This window comes from Nostoc sp. CALU 1950, from assembly GCF_051172895.1.
GTDB classification, from domain to species: domain Bacteria; phylum Cyanobacteriota; class Cyanobacteriia; order Cyanobacteriales; family Nostocaceae; genus Nostoc; species Nostoc edaphicum_A.
Map to the genome: position 1 here is coordinate 20,190 of NZ_JBDNJQ010000076.1, position 16,845 is coordinate 37,034.

The 16,845-nt window shown below is 45.1% G+C and carries 14 protein-coding genes; 8 read left to right on the plus strand and 6 right to left on the minus strand.

Annotation, left to right across the window (positions count from 1 at the left end; genetic code table 11):
- Positions 1-14: 14 nt before the first annotated feature.
- Positions 15-980 carry an SGNH/GDSL hydrolase family protein gene (locus tag ABF638_RS20490; protein WP_435024828.1) on the minus strand — a complete coding sequence of 322 codons (966 nt, stop codon included), beginning with the start codon at positions 978-980 and terminating at the stop codon, positions 15-17.
- A gap of 492 nt (positions 981-1,472) precedes the next feature.
- Between ABF638_RS20490 and ABF638_RS20495 the strand changes: the two genes are divergently transcribed.
- From ABF638_RS20495 to ABF638_RS20505, 3 genes are all read left to right on the plus strand, one after another.
- Entirely contained in the window at positions 1,473-1,649 is a 177-nt protein-coding gene (locus tag ABF638_RS20495) for a hypothetical protein (RefSeq protein WP_176727114.1), read from the plus strand.
- 176 nt (positions 1,650-1,825) lie between these two features.
- Positions 1,826-4,720 carry a glycerol-3-phosphate acyltransferase gene (locus tag ABF638_RS20500; protein ID WP_435024829.1) on the plus strand — a complete coding sequence of 965 codons (2,895 nt, stop codon included), beginning with the start codon at positions 1,826-1,828 and terminating at the stop codon, positions 4,718-4,720.
- On the plus strand, positions 4,717-5,064 hold the full coding sequence (locus ABF638_RS20505; protein WP_435024830.1) for a cupin domain-containing protein: 348 nt from the start codon (positions 4,717-4,719) through the stop codon (positions 5,062-5,064). Before ABF638_RS20500 ends, ABF638_RS20505 begins: the two co-directional genes overlap by 4 nt.
- Positions 5,065-5,068: 4 nt before the next feature.
- On the opposite strand, the gene ABF638_RS20510 is transcribed toward ABF638_RS20505, so the two are convergent.
- Positions 5,069-5,689: a Uma2 family endonuclease gene (locus tag ABF638_RS20510; protein ID WP_435024831.1), complete on the minus strand. Its 621-nt coding sequence runs from the start codon at positions 5,687-5,689 to the stop codon at positions 5,069-5,071.
- A gap of 283 nt (positions 5,690-5,972) precedes the next feature.
- Here ABF638_RS20510 and ABF638_RS20515 point away from each other — a divergent pair, with 283 nt between their 5' ends.
- The 3 genes from ABF638_RS20515 (at position 5,973) to ABF638_RS20525 (ending at position 10,587) form a co-directional block, all read left to right on the plus strand.
- Positions 5,973-7,964, plus strand: coding sequence for an MASE1 domain-containing protein (locus ABF638_RS20515; RefSeq protein WP_435024832.1), 1,992 nt, complete (start codon positions 5,973-5,975; stop codon positions 7,962-7,964).
- Between the two features lie 360 nt (positions 7,965-8,324).
- Positions 8,325-10,082 (plus strand): Hsp70 family protein, encoded by a 1,758-nt coding sequence (locus ABF638_RS20520; protein WP_435024834.1) that lies wholly within the window; start codon positions 8,325-8,327, stop codon positions 10,080-10,082.
- Positions 10,083-10,113: 31 nt separating this feature from the next.
- Positions 10,114-10,587 (plus strand): tetratricopeptide repeat protein, encoded by a 474-nt coding sequence (locus ABF638_RS20525; RefSeq protein WP_435024835.1) that lies wholly within the window; start codon positions 10,114-10,116, stop codon positions 10,585-10,587.
- Positions 10,588-10,618: 31 nt separating this feature from the next.
- Here the strand turns inward: ABF638_RS20525 and ABF638_RS20530 are convergent, their stop codons facing one another.
- Entirely contained in the window at positions 10,619-12,403 is a 1,785-nt protein-coding gene (locus tag ABF638_RS20530; RefSeq protein WP_435024837.1) for a mechanosensitive ion channel family protein, read from the minus strand.
- Between the two features lie 161 nt (positions 12,404-12,564).
- On the opposite strand from ABF638_RS20530, the gene ABF638_RS20535 reads away from it, so the two are divergent.
- A complete protein-coding gene (locus ABF638_RS20535) occupies positions 12,565-13,194 on the plus strand; it encodes a hypothetical protein (RefSeq protein ID WP_435024838.1) in 630 nt (209 codons plus the stop codon).
- A gap of 430 nt (positions 13,195-13,624) precedes the next feature.
- Here the strand turns inward: ABF638_RS20535 and ABF638_RS20540 are convergent, their stop codons facing one another.
- From ABF638_RS20540 to ABF638_RS20550, 3 genes are all read right to left on the minus strand, one after another.
- Positions 13,625-14,791: a PrsW family intramembrane metalloprotease gene (locus tag ABF638_RS20540; protein ID WP_435024839.1), complete on the minus strand. Its 1,167-nt coding sequence runs from the start codon at positions 14,789-14,791 to the stop codon at positions 13,625-13,627.
- Complete coding sequence (locus tag ABF638_RS20545; RefSeq protein ID WP_435024841.1) at positions 14,791-15,261, minus strand: hypothetical protein; 471 nt, start codon at positions 15,259-15,261, stop codon at positions 14,791-14,793. The genes ABF638_RS20540 and ABF638_RS20545 overlap by 1 nt, the downstream gene beginning before the upstream one ends.
- A gap of 720 nt (positions 15,262-15,981) precedes the next feature.
- Entirely contained in the window at positions 15,982-16,404 is a 423-nt protein-coding gene (locus ABF638_RS20550) for a hypothetical protein (RefSeq protein ID WP_435024842.1), read from the minus strand.
- Between the two features lie 232 nt (positions 16,405-16,636).
- On the opposite strand from ABF638_RS20550, the gene ABF638_RS20555 reads away from it, so the two are divergent.
- The gene (locus ABF638_RS20555) at positions 16,637-16,840 is read left to right on the plus strand and encodes a hypothetical protein (RefSeq protein ID WP_435024843.1); all 204 of its coding nucleotides are present in this window, start codon (positions 16,637-16,639) and stop codon (positions 16,838-16,840) included.
- Positions 16,841-16,845 lie beyond the last annotated feature (5 nt).

The window sequence follows — 16,845 nt, forward strand, 5'->3', positions numbered from 1 at the left end:
ACTGTGCATGAATATTAGCGATGAAGTGACACTTCCCCCAGTATTTCCAAAAGCGATCGCTCCATAACTTCACTGACAAATTTATTGCCTTGCAAGTTGAGGTGAATATGGTCGTGAAACAAACCTTGCGGGTTGGTGATTGAATTGAAGCTCGGCAAAAAATCTATATAGTTAATTTGCTGTGCTTTGGTAAATTCGCTCAAGCGCTGACGTGCTTTAATTTCGTAATCACGGGGGCCCGGTTCACCAATTTCTCGCAGTAAGGGAGTCATAACGAGCAGAAATTGGCTGTTGGTTTGACGAGTCAGGGCTTGAATTTTAGCGATCGCCTCCAGATTAATCCCCACGCGATCGCCTGGTTCATTTTGCACTGCTTGCAGTTCGGGAATTGGCTTTTGCTTAACGATATAACGCTGCCACACTTCCACTAATGCCAGGGGAGGTTTACTATCTGGATAATTGCGATCGCGTCCTACTGGTAAAGATGTGGGAGGAGTAGCAAATAAATCATCGGTATTAATTAATAACACCACTGCTTGCGCGTTTAAATTGCCAAACTTCTCCAAATAAGCTAATTCGTTCCTTGGCCCCCAAGAGTTAGCTGAAGCATTTAGCACTTCTACTTCCTGATAATTACTATTAGTGGATGATGTCAAAGAACGCATCATCAAACTAGATATTGTATTAGTCTGATCTGTCCACCAGCCACCGTTAGCAATAGAATCACCTAAGAGGAGAATTCGCAGCCCAGAAGGTGCAGGTATCTTTTTGATCGGACTACCCCGCATAGAATACTCATTAATTTCAATGCGATTCCCAAAACGACGGGTACGCTGGTTAGGAGCCAACAAATAACCAATCTGTTCATCGCCAATATAAATCAGGGGATTACCAAAACCAAACAGCGATCGCAGTCCGATCTCCACCACCACAAATAATCCCACAACCACCGCCGAAATTACGATCAGTGCCACTTTCACCTACTCACAACCTTTTATACACATTTGTCAATTGTCAATTGTCATTGGTCATTTGTCATTGAGTATTGGGCATTGGGCATTGAGTATTGGGCATTGGGCATTGGGCATAGGAAGTTAGAAATAGAAGGTTTAGGCTCAAAGTTGAGCTTCCAAAGATGAAAGTTACGCCATGTGCGACTTTATCTCAAACCTAACCCCCAACCCCTTCCCTTGTAGGGAAGGGGAGCAAAAATCAAAGCCTCTCTCCTTTTAGGAGAGAGGAATGGAAGTGAGGTCAGAATATTAAGTTGCACATCGCGTAAAGTTGAGTTTGTGAACTACCCAATGCCCAATGCCCAATGCCCCATTCCCCATTCCATTTTGTATAAATCATACTTATATCTCTAGAGAAGTAAGTAATTGTGGGGTTTTAAAAATTGTGAAAGTTAAACAAAATAGTATTGGGAATTTAACATCATCTGCAAATAGAAGGACTACAATCAAAACGGACAAATGTTTCATGCTCCAACAACAGAGGATTACAAAGCTATGTCCGACTTAAATCGAGGAATTATGAAATTTGAGGGTGCAGATTCTCCAAAAGTAGTCACCATCTCTACCGTGTTGCTTTTAGGATCGATCGCTGCTCTCATAATCTGGGCGCTGCAAGCTGCCTATGCGCTAAACTAAAACCATTAGTAGCCTAGAAGGACACTTGTCTTAAACGGTTTCCGTCGTAGCCAAGTGTCCATTTAGCAACTAGTAAATAAAAGCGCCCTAATTACCATCAAAAATTTCAGAAAAACTTTAGATTTGAGATTTGAGGTTTTAGATGGAAAATTTAAATCTAAAATCCAAAATCCAGAATGTTTGAACCTTGGGGTGTTTTAGTTATTTTAATTATCTGCCCCCTCTTGGGCGGATTACCCCTGATTGCATGGATTACTTACGCCCTGAAGCGGAAGCAATTATCACAGCTCGGTACAAAAAATATTAGTGTATCGGCTGCCTTTTATCATGGTGGTAAAGTTGTTGGAATTCTGGCAGTCTTGTCAGAGGCTTTAAAAGGAGTTGCGGCAGTCTTACTCAGCCGCGCTTTCTTCCCAGATGGCTCGTCTTGGGAATTAATTGCCCTGATCGCTCTAGTAATCGGTAGATACTGGATAGGCAGAGGGGCAGGTACGACAAATGTTGTCTGGGGATTTGTCGTACATGATCCACTGGTGGCAATATTTGTATCTTTCTTTGCAGGTATTAGTTTTACAATTCTGCAATCAAGAAAGGTAGTTAAATTTGGAGTTTTACTGCTCTTTCCTCTGTTTGTAACCCTTCTGCACCTGAGCGATATCCCCAGAATGCTGGCTGCTGTCGCTTTAGCTGCTTTAATGGCCTGGATTTACACCAGAATTCCTGATGATATGAATCTGCCAGCCCAAGAGGCACAAACAGAATCGCAAGCGGTGTTGGAATTTTTACGCGGCGATCGCACAATGGTTTCTTTAGATGAAGAGTTGGATGCTGCCATCGTCGGAGAAAAGGCAGCTACGTTATCTCAAATTAAGCGCTGGGGCTATTCAGTTCCGAAGGGGTGGGTACTCGCCCCAATTGACGATCCCCAAGGGTTGACAGAATTTCTCCAGCCATCAGAATTATCCCCCTTAGTGGTACGTTCCTCGGCTATTGGAGAAGACTCAGAAAACGCTTCCGCCGCTGGGCAATATGAAACAGTTTTAAATGTTACCAGCCCAGAGGCATTACAAGCAGCGATCGCTCAAGTTAAAACTTCTTATAATCATCCATCTGCTATCCAATATCGGCGCGATCGCGGTCTAAATGATACAGCAATGGCTGTGTTGATTCAACAACAAGTCCAGAGTGTATATTCTGGTGTCGCTTTCAGCCGCGATCCCATTACCCAGCAAGGTGATGCGATTATCATCGAAGCCCTTCCAGGTAGCCCGATGCAAGTCGTTTCGGGAAAAGTCACACCAGAACAATATCGCGCTTTTGTCGTTGAAACGGAAAATTCTTACTCTGTACAATTAGAGGGTGAAGGACGAGTCCCACAATCATTAATCAAGCAAGTTGCATACTTAGCCTACCGACTCGAAAAACGTTATCATGGCACTCCTCAAGATATTGAGTGGAGTTATGACGGTCAAACACTCTGGGTTTTGCAATCTCGACCGATCACCACTCTGTTGCCGATGTGGACACGCAAAATCGCCGCTGAAGTGATTCCCGGAGTAATTCACCCCTTAACATGGTCAATTAATCGTCCCTTAACTTGTGGAGTTTGGGGAGAACTGTTTACTTTAGTTTTAGGCGATCGCGCCTTGGGGTTAGATTTTGCCGAGACAGCAACTCTGCATTATTCCAGAGCCTACTTTAATGCATCCCTCTTAGGAGATATTTTTCTCCGGATGGGACTGCCGCCTGAAAGTCTGGAATTTTTAACCAGAGGAGCTAAATTAAGTAAACCGTCCTTGCAATCAACCTGGGAAAATTTGCCAGGACTAGGGAAGTTGCTGAAGCGGGAATTAAGTTTAGAAAAGGATTTCAAGCAGGATTATCATCAACGCTTCATTCCTGGTTTGTCACAGTTGGCACAGGAAGATATAGATAACTTGGAACCAGCCAAGCTATTGGCAAGAATTGATTTTATTCTGGAGTTGCTACGTCACGGTACGTATTACAGCATTTTAGCTCCCTTAAGTGCAGCCCTGAGACAGGCGATTTTTCGGGTAAAGGATAGCCAGATTGATAACAGTGTTACCCCAGAAGTAGCAGCATTGCGATCGCTCAGTGCAATAGCTACAGATGCCAAGCAGGTATTGCAGGAATTTGAGCCGCAGCAGGTATTTGAGCAATTAAAGCAAACCCCAGAGGGAGAAAAGATCCTAGAAGAATTTAACGAATTGCTTCAGGATTACGGCTATTTAAGTGAAGTGGGAACTGATATCTCCGTTCCCACTTGGCGGGAAAATCCCCAGATGATCAAGCAGATGTTTGTGCAGTTAATGCAGGGGAACGAACCACAAGCAGGGGCAAAAGATGCGATTAATAGTATCTTTGCTGTTAAGCGCAAACGTTCTTTTGTGCAACGCCGTGTAGATATCAAAGGGCGAGTTACCGAAGTTTATTCACGGCTTTTGGCTGAATTGCGTTGGAGTTTTGTCGCTTTAGAAAAGGTTTGGTTAAAGTCCGGCTTACTCAGGAAAACAGGCGATATCTTTTTTGTCAACTTTGATGAAGTGCGGCGTCTAATTGTGGATGAAGATGCCAGCTTAATTGAGCAGTTAGATGAGTTAGTGGAATTTAGGCGATCGCAATTTGTGCAAGATAGTGAGATTATTCAAATACCCTTTTTAGTCTACGGCAATACACCTCCTCATCCCTTAGCTCCCTCTCCACTGTACTCTGACCAAATTTTACAAGGCATTGGAGCCAGTCATGGGCAAGCCGAAGGACGAGTGAAGGTGTTGCGAAATTTACAAGATATTCCAGAGATTGACCGGGATACGATTCTGGTAGTGCCTTACACAGATTCCGGCTGGGCACCCCTGTTATTAAGGGCTGGGGGATTAATTGCCGAAGCTGGTGGCAGACTTTCTCACGGTGCGATCGTTGCTCGTGAGTATGGAATTCCCGCAGTGATGGATGTTAGAGGTGCTACATGGATTTTGCAAGATGGTCAGCGGGTACGGATTGATGGGTCTAGAGGTATTGTGGAATTATCTAACGATTTAAGACCCGAATGATTACCACTTCTCTGAAAAACTTGCCTGAAGAGTCTGTTTCTCACAATCCCGAAATCAAAAAAAAGGTAATGCTACGCTTCGGCGATTTACCTCACCTGACTAACTTTTCTCAAGCGCGTTTTGCTCCTGGACAAACCGCACCAGCACACGCGCATCAGGATATGTGTGAAGTATTCTTTGTGGAAGCTGGTTCAGGAGTAATTCACATTGATGGCAAAGAATACCCCCTACTTCCGGGAAACTGCGTAGCCATAGAACCAGGAGAAGTACATGAAGTTGTCAATAGTGGCTCAAGTGAGCTTGTTTTGACATACTTTGGTTTACGAGTGGAAATATCAGCCTAAAACGCTACATCACACCAGCCTGAAAAATCTGGTTTGGGGTGAGATTCAATTCGGAAAAAGTTTGAGAAATAATGCGATCGCTATCTCGAAACTTACTTATCTGATATTCTCCATCAACTAAGTTACAGACAGAAATTGTCGGTTGTTTAGGATTGCCAATAAAATTACGTCCACCCAAGCCAGCATAATCGACAATCCAGTATTCCGAGATACCCATCTCTTCATAGTCAGCGTATTTTAAATAGTAATCGTCTCGCCAGTTGGTTGATACAACCTCAATTGCCAAAGGTATCGATGCACCCAAACTCACGATAGATTGTTTTTTCCATAATTTTTCGTTTGCCAGGTTTGCACGGTTTAGCACCAAAACATCTGGGAAGTAACCAGAATCTTTTTCGAGAGGTCTAACTATAGCTTGGTTGGGAATAACGTAAGAGAGGTTTAATCGGTCAATTAAAGCACTAAGCTTTATTGTCAAAAAACCTTTTACTTCTTCGTGTTCCCCTACTGGTTGCGCCATCTCAACAATGTCTCCGTTATGTAGTTCGTAGCGTACCGCTGAATTTTCGGGTAGCCAATCGACGAATTCCTCAAAGGTTACTAGCTTGGGTATAGCTTGAGTCATGGCTTTTGAGAGTTTTTGCTTTGGAAATATTATCTCTAATCTAGGGAGCTGCGGACAGATTTTCCACCATGTTCTTAACCAACAATTCCTGCGCCGGTCTGAATCCCCGACTGATAGCGTTGTGGAAAGCGAGTCATTGAGCGTCTCCGGCTTTGCTCCTGAATCCTAACTTCTGAATTCTTCTTCAAAAACTACTTTCATCACTGCTTTATGTTTCGGTCTTAAGAGGAAAGGGCATTCTATGTTTAGAAAACAACGTTGATATCAAGCAGCCACTAAACAGATGATTCAGCAAAAATCCCCTATATTCTCTTATAGGCTAAGGCAAATCGGAGGCACCGTTGTTTTGGCGATCGCCTACTATGGAATGGCTGAAATTTCACGGCATCTTGCCTCTACACCCCAAGATGTAACTCCAGTTTGGCCCCCCGATGGGATTGCTGCTGGGGCTGTTCTGTTGTTTGGTAACTGGATCGGATACGGAGTTTTGTTGGGTTCATTTCTCGCCAACTTTTGGGCGTTCCGAGATCCAACAAGTTTCTTATCTTTGGTGATTTCAACGCTGCCAGTTCTGGGAATTGCGATCGCAACAACCCTGGGGACTCTGTTGGGAGCCTTCCTACTACGGAAAACTACCAACTTTCACTATCCCTTAGAACGTGTCACCGACGTGTTCAAATTTTTGATCTTAACCGGCATGGTGGGGCCGATCATCAATGCAACTGTGGGAGTGGCTTGCTTGGCGTTGAGTGATAAAGTTCCCTGGACAGCGTATGGGACAGTCTGGTTAACCTGGTGGATTTCTAATGTTTCGGGAATTTTTATCGTCAGCCCGATTCTGCTTAGTTGGGGACAATTCATTCAAAAAAACCGACATTCAAGCGGGCAATGGTTATCCCTCAGTTCAATCTCAGAGGATTCTGAAAATCTCCCTCATCTTCGACACTCAAGAACAAACTCACGCCGTTTCAGATTATGGTTAATTGTAGAGCCAGTTATCCTAATGACGTTGGTCATTCTCATCGCCAAAGTTGCTTTTGGTGAGGGATATCACCTGGAGTATATGTTGATTCCGGTGTTGATCTGGTCTGCCTTTCGACTGGGGCAACCGGGTGCAACGCTATTAACTTTTATTGTGGCTGCGATCGCAGTGATCGCAACTGTCAATGGCAAAGGTGGTTTTGTCGCTGCGGATCTCAACCAATCTTTGCTCCAACTACAATCGTTTATTGGCGTGATTACACTCACCATTCTTGTGCTGACAGCAACGATCGCAGAACGAACACAAGCAGAAACCAAGCTGCGTTTAGCTTTTGCCGAATTAGCCAGAACCAATGAAACTCTGGAAGTTCGAGTTCAGCAGAGAACAGAAGAATTAAATCAAAAGAATACGACTCTCAAGCAAACTTTACAAACACTCAAACGGACTCAATTGCAGATGATTCAGAGTGAAAAAATGTCTGCATTGGGGCAGATGGTGGCTGGGATTGCCCATGAAATCAATAACCCGGTTAGTTTCATTGATGGCAACTTGACTTATCTTTCTGAGCATATCCAAGACTTGTTGAGAGCATTGCAAGTTTACCAACAGCACTATCCCAATCCACCTATTGCCCTGCACGCAGAATTGGATAAACTTGAACTGGACTTTTTACGGGAAGATTTGGCCAAGATTCTTCAGTCCATGAAAATTGGTACTGAGCGTATCTGTACTATTGTGTTATCGCTGCGGAACTTCTCGCGCTTGGATGAAGCCGAATTGAAAGCGGTAGACATTCATCAAGGGATTGATAGTACCTTGGTGATTTTGCAACATCGATTGCAAGCGACAGCCGCTCGCCCACAGATCCAAGTTATTAAAGAGTATGGTCAGTTACCACTGATTGAATGTAATGCTGGCTCCCTGAATCAAGTGTTTATGAATCTTTTGAGCAATGCTGTTGATGCATTAGAAGAATCTAATCAGGGGCGTTTGTTCCAAGACATTTCAGCCAACCCCAATGTCATCTGGATTCAGACTCGTCAACTCGATATCAACCAAGTAATGATTATGATTTCTGACAATGGAATAGGCATTTCAAAAGAAATTCGCTCTAAACTATTTGATCCTTTCTTCACCACCAAGCCCGTTGGCAAGGGCACTGGTTTGGGTTTGTTTATGAGCTATCAAATTGTAACTGAGAAGCATGGCGGTAATCTTTCGTGTGACTCCACAATCGGGCAAGGCACAAAGTTTCTGATTGAGATTCCTGTAAAAGCTCAGAGGATTGATTGAATCAGCACAAATTATGTCTTGATTTCAGCATTTCTCATATCCTTTAGGTGGCGCTTATTATGACAAAATAAGTCACATTTGGCTACGACCATACCGCAGCGGTCAATATCATGTAACCTTGTATCTAAATGGTGAAGCTGTCATGCTTCAAAAATACAATATTTTGCGATCGCCCAAAGGGCACTCCACTCCATGAAATTGCACCGCAGAGCTAAAACTAGTACAACACGGCGGAAAAAACCAATCATTCCAAATCAACGAAACCCTTATGCTGTATTCATTTTTAATTTTTAATTTTTAATTTTTAATTCCGCCTTGCGGTACTAGGGGCAAATAACTTTTAAACTAACTTGGAATTTTATGAAAGCAGTTGGTATTGACTTAGGTACAACTAATTCCGAAGTGGCGATCGTCGAAAACGGACAGGTGCGAGTATTGCCAGGTGAAGATGGCGACCTGATTTTACCTTCCTGTGTGGGATTTAGCGATACAGGGAAACTGCTGGTGGGACGCGAAGCCCTCCGTCAGTATGCAGCAGCACCTGAACGCACTGTCAAGTCAATTAAGCGCTGGATGGGAACTGACCATAAAACCACTTTTGGAGATAAAGAATACTTACCTCATGAAGTTTCCGCTATTATTCTCCGCGCCCTGAAACAACGGGCTGAGAATGTTTTAGGCGAAACAATTACCCAAGCAGTAATTACGGTTCCAGCTTATTTTACAGATGCTCAACGACAAGCAACTAAAACGGCTGGTGAGATTGCTGGTTTGGAAGTACTGCAAATTATCAATGAACCCACGGCGGCGGCTTTAGCTTATGATTTGCGCTCCGAAGAGACAGAACGAATTGTAGTTTATGACTTGGGAGGTGGTACTTTTGACGTGTCGGTAGTTGAAATTACGGGCGAAGTCACCGAAGTATTAGCTAGTCATGGTAATAATCGCTTGGGAGGAGATGATTTCGATAGGCTTTTGCAACTCCATTTGGCGGATCTATTCCGCAAACAGCATGGGGTAGATGTGCCTGATGATGCCGCAACCCAGGCGCGTCTCCTGAGAGCCGCAGAGCAGTTAAAAATTGATCTGAGTTCCCATGCCTTTGCTACAGTCCGGGAAGCATTTTTGGGTAGTAAAGGCAAAACTGCACTACATCTAGAGACAGAAGTAGCGCGAGCAGATTTTGAAAAGTCGATTCGCCCACTATTAGAAGAAACCCTACAGGCAATTGACCGCGCCCTCACAGACGCTAACCTAGAAGCCGATCAGATTGATCGGATTATTCTAGTTGGTGGTTCTACACGCATTCCTTTGGTGCAAGAAATGATCACAGAGCATCTGGGACAAACTCCCACCGATGGCATTCAACCAGACCTTTGTGTAGCTTTAGGAGCAGCTTTGCAAGCGGGGGTGCTAGTAGGTGAGTCTGTGGACGCCATTCTTGTAGATGTAATTCCCCATTCCCTCGGCATTGCTGCCGCTGTGCCTACACCAATGGGTATTATGCCAGGTTACTTTAGTGTGATTATTCCCCGCAATAGCGTTGTTCCCGTTTCCCGCTCTCATGTTTATTCCACCTTGTTTGATGAGCAAGACGCGGTAGAAATCGAAGTTTTCCAAGGTGAAAATGCGATCGCCGAAGAAAATGTTCCTCTAGGTTCCTTTAGAGTGGAGAACTTACCACCCAAACCAGCAGGAGGGATTCAAGTTGAAGTTCACTTTGACTTTGACCTGAATGGTATTCTCACCGTCACCACCACCGAGAAAGGCAAAGGGCAACAAGGGACGCTAGTAGTAAATAATGCAGGGATACAGAAACTTTCCAGTCATGAATTGAAGCAAGCAAGGGCAGATTTAGAAGCATTATTTGAAAGTGATGAAACAATTGAAATCTCCGCAGAAGATTCAATCGAGTCTGTAGAAATCACTCCAGAATTGGCAGCACTTTTAAATGGCGCAAAGCAAGCACTTCTTACCGTAGACGAAGAACAAGCAGAGGAACTACAAGACTTATTAGACCAGATTGAAAATGCGAACGCTGACAATAGCGCAGAATTAACCCAGTTACAAACAGAACTGGAAGATTTTCTTTACTATATCAGCACTAATCAAGAATAGGGAATTGGGAATTGGGCATGGGGCATGGGGCATGGCAATTATTGAATATCTATATGAAACAACTATGAAATGTCCTGTCTGTGGAGCAATTTATCGTCCAACAAAAGGCAGCAGGGGAACAGGGAAAAATGAGGGAGACAAGGAGATAACCAATGCCCAATGCCCAATGCCCCATGCCCCATCCATAACTTGCAAACGCTGCAAGGTAGACTTATCTGATTTGCTCTGTCTGCACGACCAAGCTATCTGGGATCACAGACAAGCACTGTATTTATTATCACAAGGGCGTTATTCTGAAGCAACAGCGCACAACAATCAAGCCATTGCTTTGTATTCCAGCAATGCAGACTTCCATGCCTTAGCTGGGAAACTATGGGCATTACAAGGAGAGTTTCGAGAAGCGATCGCATCTTGGCAACAAGCACTCAAATTTGACCCAGAAAATGCGATCGCTTGTGATTGTCTGCAAATGATCCAGTTAATGGCAAAAAATCATCAGACTTAAGGGACTACCAAAGAATAAATTACTCAAAAAATCAAGAGTCTAAACTTAAACGGTTAATTGCGTGAATCTGAATATTGTTTGCTTCAAAAGCTTGCCGTACCCGTAGACGGAACTCTCGTCCAACATTCCATTGTTCCATAGGTGCGGTTTTAATCCAAACGCGCACTAACATACCTGTATGGGATAGGTCATCAATCCCCAATACTTGGGGCGATTCTGGCAGGCGATCGCGCCATTCTATTTCGCTATACAATTGTTTGCATACTTGCTTGAGAATCTCTAAAACCTGCTTGGGGTCGTTTTCATACGCCACTACAATAGAAAAGTCTACCCGCGACCAGAGACGGGTGAGATTGCTGACATTCATGATATTGCTATTGGGAATGGTAATTAATTTACCTTCGCTATTACGTAGTTGAGTCACCCGTAGGTTGAGATTTTCCACTAGTCCGCTTTTATCCCCAATCTCAATTACATCTCCCACAGCAAATTGATCTTCCATCAAAATCAAGCAGCCATTGACCAAATCTTTAATCAGACTTTGGGAACCAAGAGAAATTGCGATACCGATGACAGCGCCCCCTGCCAAAATTGAACTGGTAGGCACATTAAATATTTTTAGAAAATCCAAGATACCGAAGGTGATGAAAACAAAAGTGATTAATCCTTTGAGTGCCCCGGCAACTGTTGCAGCTCGTAGGGCAATCCGTTGAGTTTCACTCAAAGGGAGAGAGGAATGGGTTGTCCAGACATCAGTGAGGCGGTCAATTAAAATTTTGCCGATCCGAATAACAAGAGTGATGAAAAACCAAATAATCAGTAGTGCTAGGGGCCTGGCTACAGCGTCCGTCCACCATCTCATCAGGTAGGGGACGCGATACATGATGACCGCAATCCCGATGTACCACATCAGAATAAATACCCAAAACAGTAGCCATGTGAGCAGAGAATAGATCCCCAGTTGGTGCTTGAGGCTAAACTGTCGCCGGATCGTGTCTAGAAACTGCGATCGCCCATCGGCGGTAGTGTCTGCATCTGTTTTCTTTTCGCTGGTGTCTATTGTGTGAATAGTTGTAGATGTTTCTCCCTCAGATTGCTTGACCACACTCTGTTTTACCGCAGCTATCTGCTCTTGATGGCGAACTTGCAATGCCGTCTGTTTGCGAATTAAAGTTCGCCGCAGTAACCACAACACAACACTCCCCAACACTAAGCCGATGCTGATTTGCAGTGCCTGTCCAATTCGTTGCCACAATATCTCATGCGAGAAGAGTTTATTAATGCGTTCTACTTCTGCTTGTAATATTTTTTGCCACTCCTGCGCCAATTCCTCCCGATTTTTCCCCTGGTAGTCAGCATCTGGCTCTGTTACTGTTACCAGCCTTAAAGGACGGGTCGTTTGATCGTCACTGAGCTGGAGGATTAAATCCTTATTCAAAATGGCAATGGAAACCACAGGAGTTTGTTTAGCTTTGTTAGTTCGAGCGAGCGCTCGCATCAGCCGTTGCGTTATTTCTTCGGCACGTACCTCTACTGGAAGAGATCCATCTGGCGGTTGGCTACGATTAAAAACAGTGGGAGAGACAATCTCAAACAATAAGTTTCTGTCTAAGGGTGAATGCACAGACGCAATTTCATACATACCGAGGCGGGTAACACCACTAGGTGGTTTATGCGGATCGTTGGAGGCTGCGGTAGGTAAGGAAGGTAGTTGACTGTGAGCGATCGCACTCCAACCAAGTACCATTGCGATCGTCATCACACTGACTAGCACAAACCGAATTATCGAATGGAGGAAGCGATTAAACAGGAACATATCTATTAGAAAGTGATTGAGTAACTAAGTATTAGTGTCGGTCATCGTCATACTTTAATTCCCTATCATCAATTCAGAAGGGTTTGCAAATGTTAACTAGCAAATACACATTTAGGGGATGATATAAAATGTCATCTTCGTTGTCATAACTCAGGAGTTTTATGGCGATCAAATCTTCAAATTCTTTTTTAGCGGTAGCACTGGCGATCGCTTCGGTAAGTTTTCCTATATCTGTCAAAGCCGATACCGTGAATGCGCGTTGCGATGTATTCCCAAAAGGAGAAGACCGCGCCACATCTTCTGGCCCCTGTACCTTTTCCCAACGGCAGGGTGCGGTTAGCATTCAGCTGGAAAATGGTAATAGCTATGACCTGCTCCCTTCGGGTAATCGACCCGGCAATTATCGCGATCAAAATGGTGATGCTGCCTATCGACAATCTGGACTTGGCGATCGAGGACAGATTTATCGCCTCGCCAATGAGTCGATTTTTGTCTATTGGGATACATCTGCCAATGGACAAAACTCAGGTAACAGAAATCGTGGGGCTGCTGCTAGGCGTCAGCCTGAAGCGGGTACTACCGTCTCTCGGTTGAGTGATTTAGTGGGGGCAAGGGCAGGACAGGCAGAAAACACAGTGAAAAAACGGGGCTATCGATGGGTCAAGAGTGATGATTCGGGCTACAGCTACTGGCTAGAAGGCAAAACCAACTACTGTGTAACAATCCAAACAGACCAAGGACGCTACCAATCGATTGTTTACACAGGGGGTCCAGGAGATTGTCAGAAGTAGTTGCTATCTGGAAAAACAATCCAATTTAGAGGGCATTGAAAGGATGTCTTACAACAGTTTTCATGTATTTGAACCACATCTGTTGTAGAGACGCAAGGCCTTACGCCCCTACTGCGTAGTCTATTTACCTGAAAATAGCTGTAAAAGTTAGCCGAGAAAGCAGAAACCCATATTCCTTCATTCAGGCATAATGTCTGAAATGCTGATTATTTCGTAAAAAAGCATCGTCCAAGGGACTTCTCAGACATTATGCCTTAAGGAATAGATATTACGTATCGGCTCAATAAACTGGGGTAGCAGAGAAAAATAAAAAGGTTCACAAAGTATATGCAGCGTTATCAAATATGACAGATAACGCAAAAATTTCTTATCTGTGACTGACAGTAGCACTTTGCGATCGCCTCGGCATTTCGGCTGGAATCTACTCTAATCAACCTAACTGTGCTGCACCGCGCACCCTCGCAATCTCCGCACGCGCGGCTTTGGCTGCCGGACTATCGAGATTGTCCGTAGATGCAATTGCTGCTGCAAGATCGATCGCCGCATCGAGTATGAACCCAGCGCGTTTTGCCGCGTCAGGCCCGAATGAGGACTTGATCTCTCTCAGGTAAGCTCGCCGATTTCTCGGTCGGTTAGAAATCGCAGCCAGTTCGGCTTCTGTCACGATTCCGTTTGCAACGTCCTCAGCCAGCAGGACGCGGACAAACTTGCGCTGACGCTGCTCGGAGAATCGCCACGCAAGCAAAATCGCAACCGTTCCAATGACGATGCCGATGGGACCGAAGCCAATAAACCCGCCAATGGCATCCCAACAGCCATGAGCCAGACAAGCCAACAGAAAGAAAGCTACCAAAACCGCGAGCCGATGGCCGAACGAGCGATTTTTCGCTTCGAGGAAGTAGCCAAACCCCGTACCCGCAACCGCCGTGTAGAGCGAGTGACTCCAGAAACCGACCGATGTGCGCGATACTAACACCAGCAACGCATTAGCAACCTGCTGCGATCCGAAGCTTGCGTCGGGGGCATCCACAATGTAAGACACGTTTTCAAAGACCTGAAAGCCAAGACCCACAAACGCACCAAGCAGAAACCCGTCGTAGGCGTTGCGGAAATGGTTGCGTGCTAGTAAAGCGAGCATCACAAGCCCGACGAATTTGGAGCTTTCCTCCACGATGGGTGCCGTGAGGGACGGACTCCAATGGCTATAAAAGTCAAAGCTGGTCAGCTTCGCAAATAGCGATAGGATTGCACCATTGCCAGGGAGCGCCATGACCCACGGCGCTACTAGTCCGCCCCAGAGGAAGCCGAGCAGCGCGAGCTTGGCTGGCTCACGTTCATACCGATCTTTGTGCGTGAGAAACCAGATCCAAGGCAGGCAATAGAGTGCCTGAGACGAGAGGGCGATGAACAGAGCGCTGGGATAGATGGCGCTGCCGAACAAAAGTCCACTGAAGACGTAAGTGCCTTTCAGTACAAGCAACCAATACAGGTAGCACGCCGGGTTGTGCGGCTGAAAAAATCGGACGGGATAGCTCCAGCCTGAACGATCAATGGCAGCCTTGCGGATTGTGTCCTCACTCTTTGCCGTGCTAGTCACTAATCGCCCTCCTTTGGTTTAAATGTGATGCTCTTAATCATGTCAGCGATCGCTTGCTCCAGTTGTGTGGAGGTAGCGGCCGGGCCCTTCACAGTCACTTCGACTCCCTGACCCTTGCCATCGACGTATGCGAGCAGTAGACCACTATAGTCGGGACTATTAATTCTCTTAGCTACTCCGGCAACCTTTTGCAGTGTTGTAACGGGAACTGGTTTACCCTCGACAACAAATTCATTCTGCTCTTTCGCGATCTGGTTGAGGAGTTCCTCGGCAGTTCCCCTCCAGACGCCGCTCTTGACGCTAAACGTGACGCCATCTTTGAAGACCTCTGCGGTTGATGAGCTCCCGACAGGTAATGGGGTCTTAGTTAGCACCCAGCCTTGAGTTGGCGTAAACCTTACGGGACCGACATCATAAGATGTCCCTGCTAAAACCTCCTTGTTATGAACAGCCTCGTTGATGGCTGGCATGACTCCCGACCATAAAAACACCACAAGATAAACGCTCACCGTCGGCCAAATAAGCCGGCGATCAAGTCCAAACAGTCGATATTCAACCGGTACAGCGGCTTCATGTCTTAGGGGGGACATACAATTTTCCTTTTTGCGGTGCTAAACAGGCGTGAAGCTGATGAGGGTGATTTGTGTCTTGCCATGTCTCAAAAGATGGTCGTTGGTAGCCGCCGAAATATATTTATTGGGCAGAAAATTTCTGCCTAAGATCCCGCGCATAATACGCTGTTGGAGGTGTTTAGACTGTTGCACTTCCAGCGATCGAGAAAACTGTTAGGAGCGATGCGATAAACGCATTGCTGCTGTGCCGCTTTTCAAGCTTTTGTTTAGTAGACTTCTTGCAGAAGTAGGGGAAAGGGGAAGGAGTAAAGGAATGGAATTTTCTCTTACCCTTTAACCGAATGGCACTAAGTTAAGCTGAAAGGTAAGCTGCGTAGGGATTGCAGAGGGGCAGGGGAGCAGGGGAGCAGGGGAGCAGAGGGGCAGAGGGGAATTTCTAAATATCTGAACGCAATGCCTAAAATTTCTTCTTTCTCCCCTGCTCCTCCGCTCCTCTGCACCCCTGCTGCCTCAACGATTTTCCCTTTTCTTAGCGCCATTCCCCTTTAACCTTTGACCTTTCCCCGACATCTTGGCATTTGTTACTTTTGCAAGATATCTAGTATTGAGAAGCAACCATCACAAGATACCGACTGAAAGTTCAAAAGGAATCGTTCGATTTCTGTCCTTATTGCCACCCTTTAGATACACACGAACTGTATAGTTGCCACTCTGTGGCAAACGAACGCTTCCGTCGTTGCCCGATATTGAGCTGTTATAAATTGCCTGAGTGCTGCCTGGTGGGAGAATGTTGAAGTATGCTGATCCTTTGGTAATCAACGAAACCGACATCCTCTGCCCTGCCCGCGCATTCAGAACATAGTCGTGGTAGTGGTTGCCCGTGATCGAAGACCGCATAAAAGTGTTATCGTTGCCAGCGGAAAACCGTACTGTCGTATGAGCCTGAGCTAACGACGGTGCAGTGAAGCTAAATGTGAGCGATGTGGTGATAACCGAGGCGGCTAAAACACTACGAATAAGAGTCAAGGCAGAGTTTTCCATGTGATAGTTTCTCCGTCGCAAGCAATTCATTGCTTATTGTTTTAATTAATCAGCAAACCGTTCAGCTTAATTAAATTACTCCAAGCAAAAGTATTAATCTTCAAATTTGAAGATTGGTAGTATGTTGTTGATGGTATTAAAATCTACCTAAATAAATGTATCTTGATTTTTGTTTTATCGTTTTGCCTTTAATATTTCTTCAGACTTACCTCGATTTTTCGCCTATTAGCTAGTGTCGAAGGGAGCAATGCGATCGCTTCTGCACCAACACGAAGTCTTCACTGCTAAACAAGAAGGTCTTGATGCCACCAATGGAGCGAGTTTTCAACTGCGAAGACATGGGTTTCGTCAAGACAAAGACGAAACCCAACAATACAGCAGACTAGTGGTCTGTCCCATTAATTTTGCTGGGCTACGAGATCCCCGACTTCTTTAAGAAGT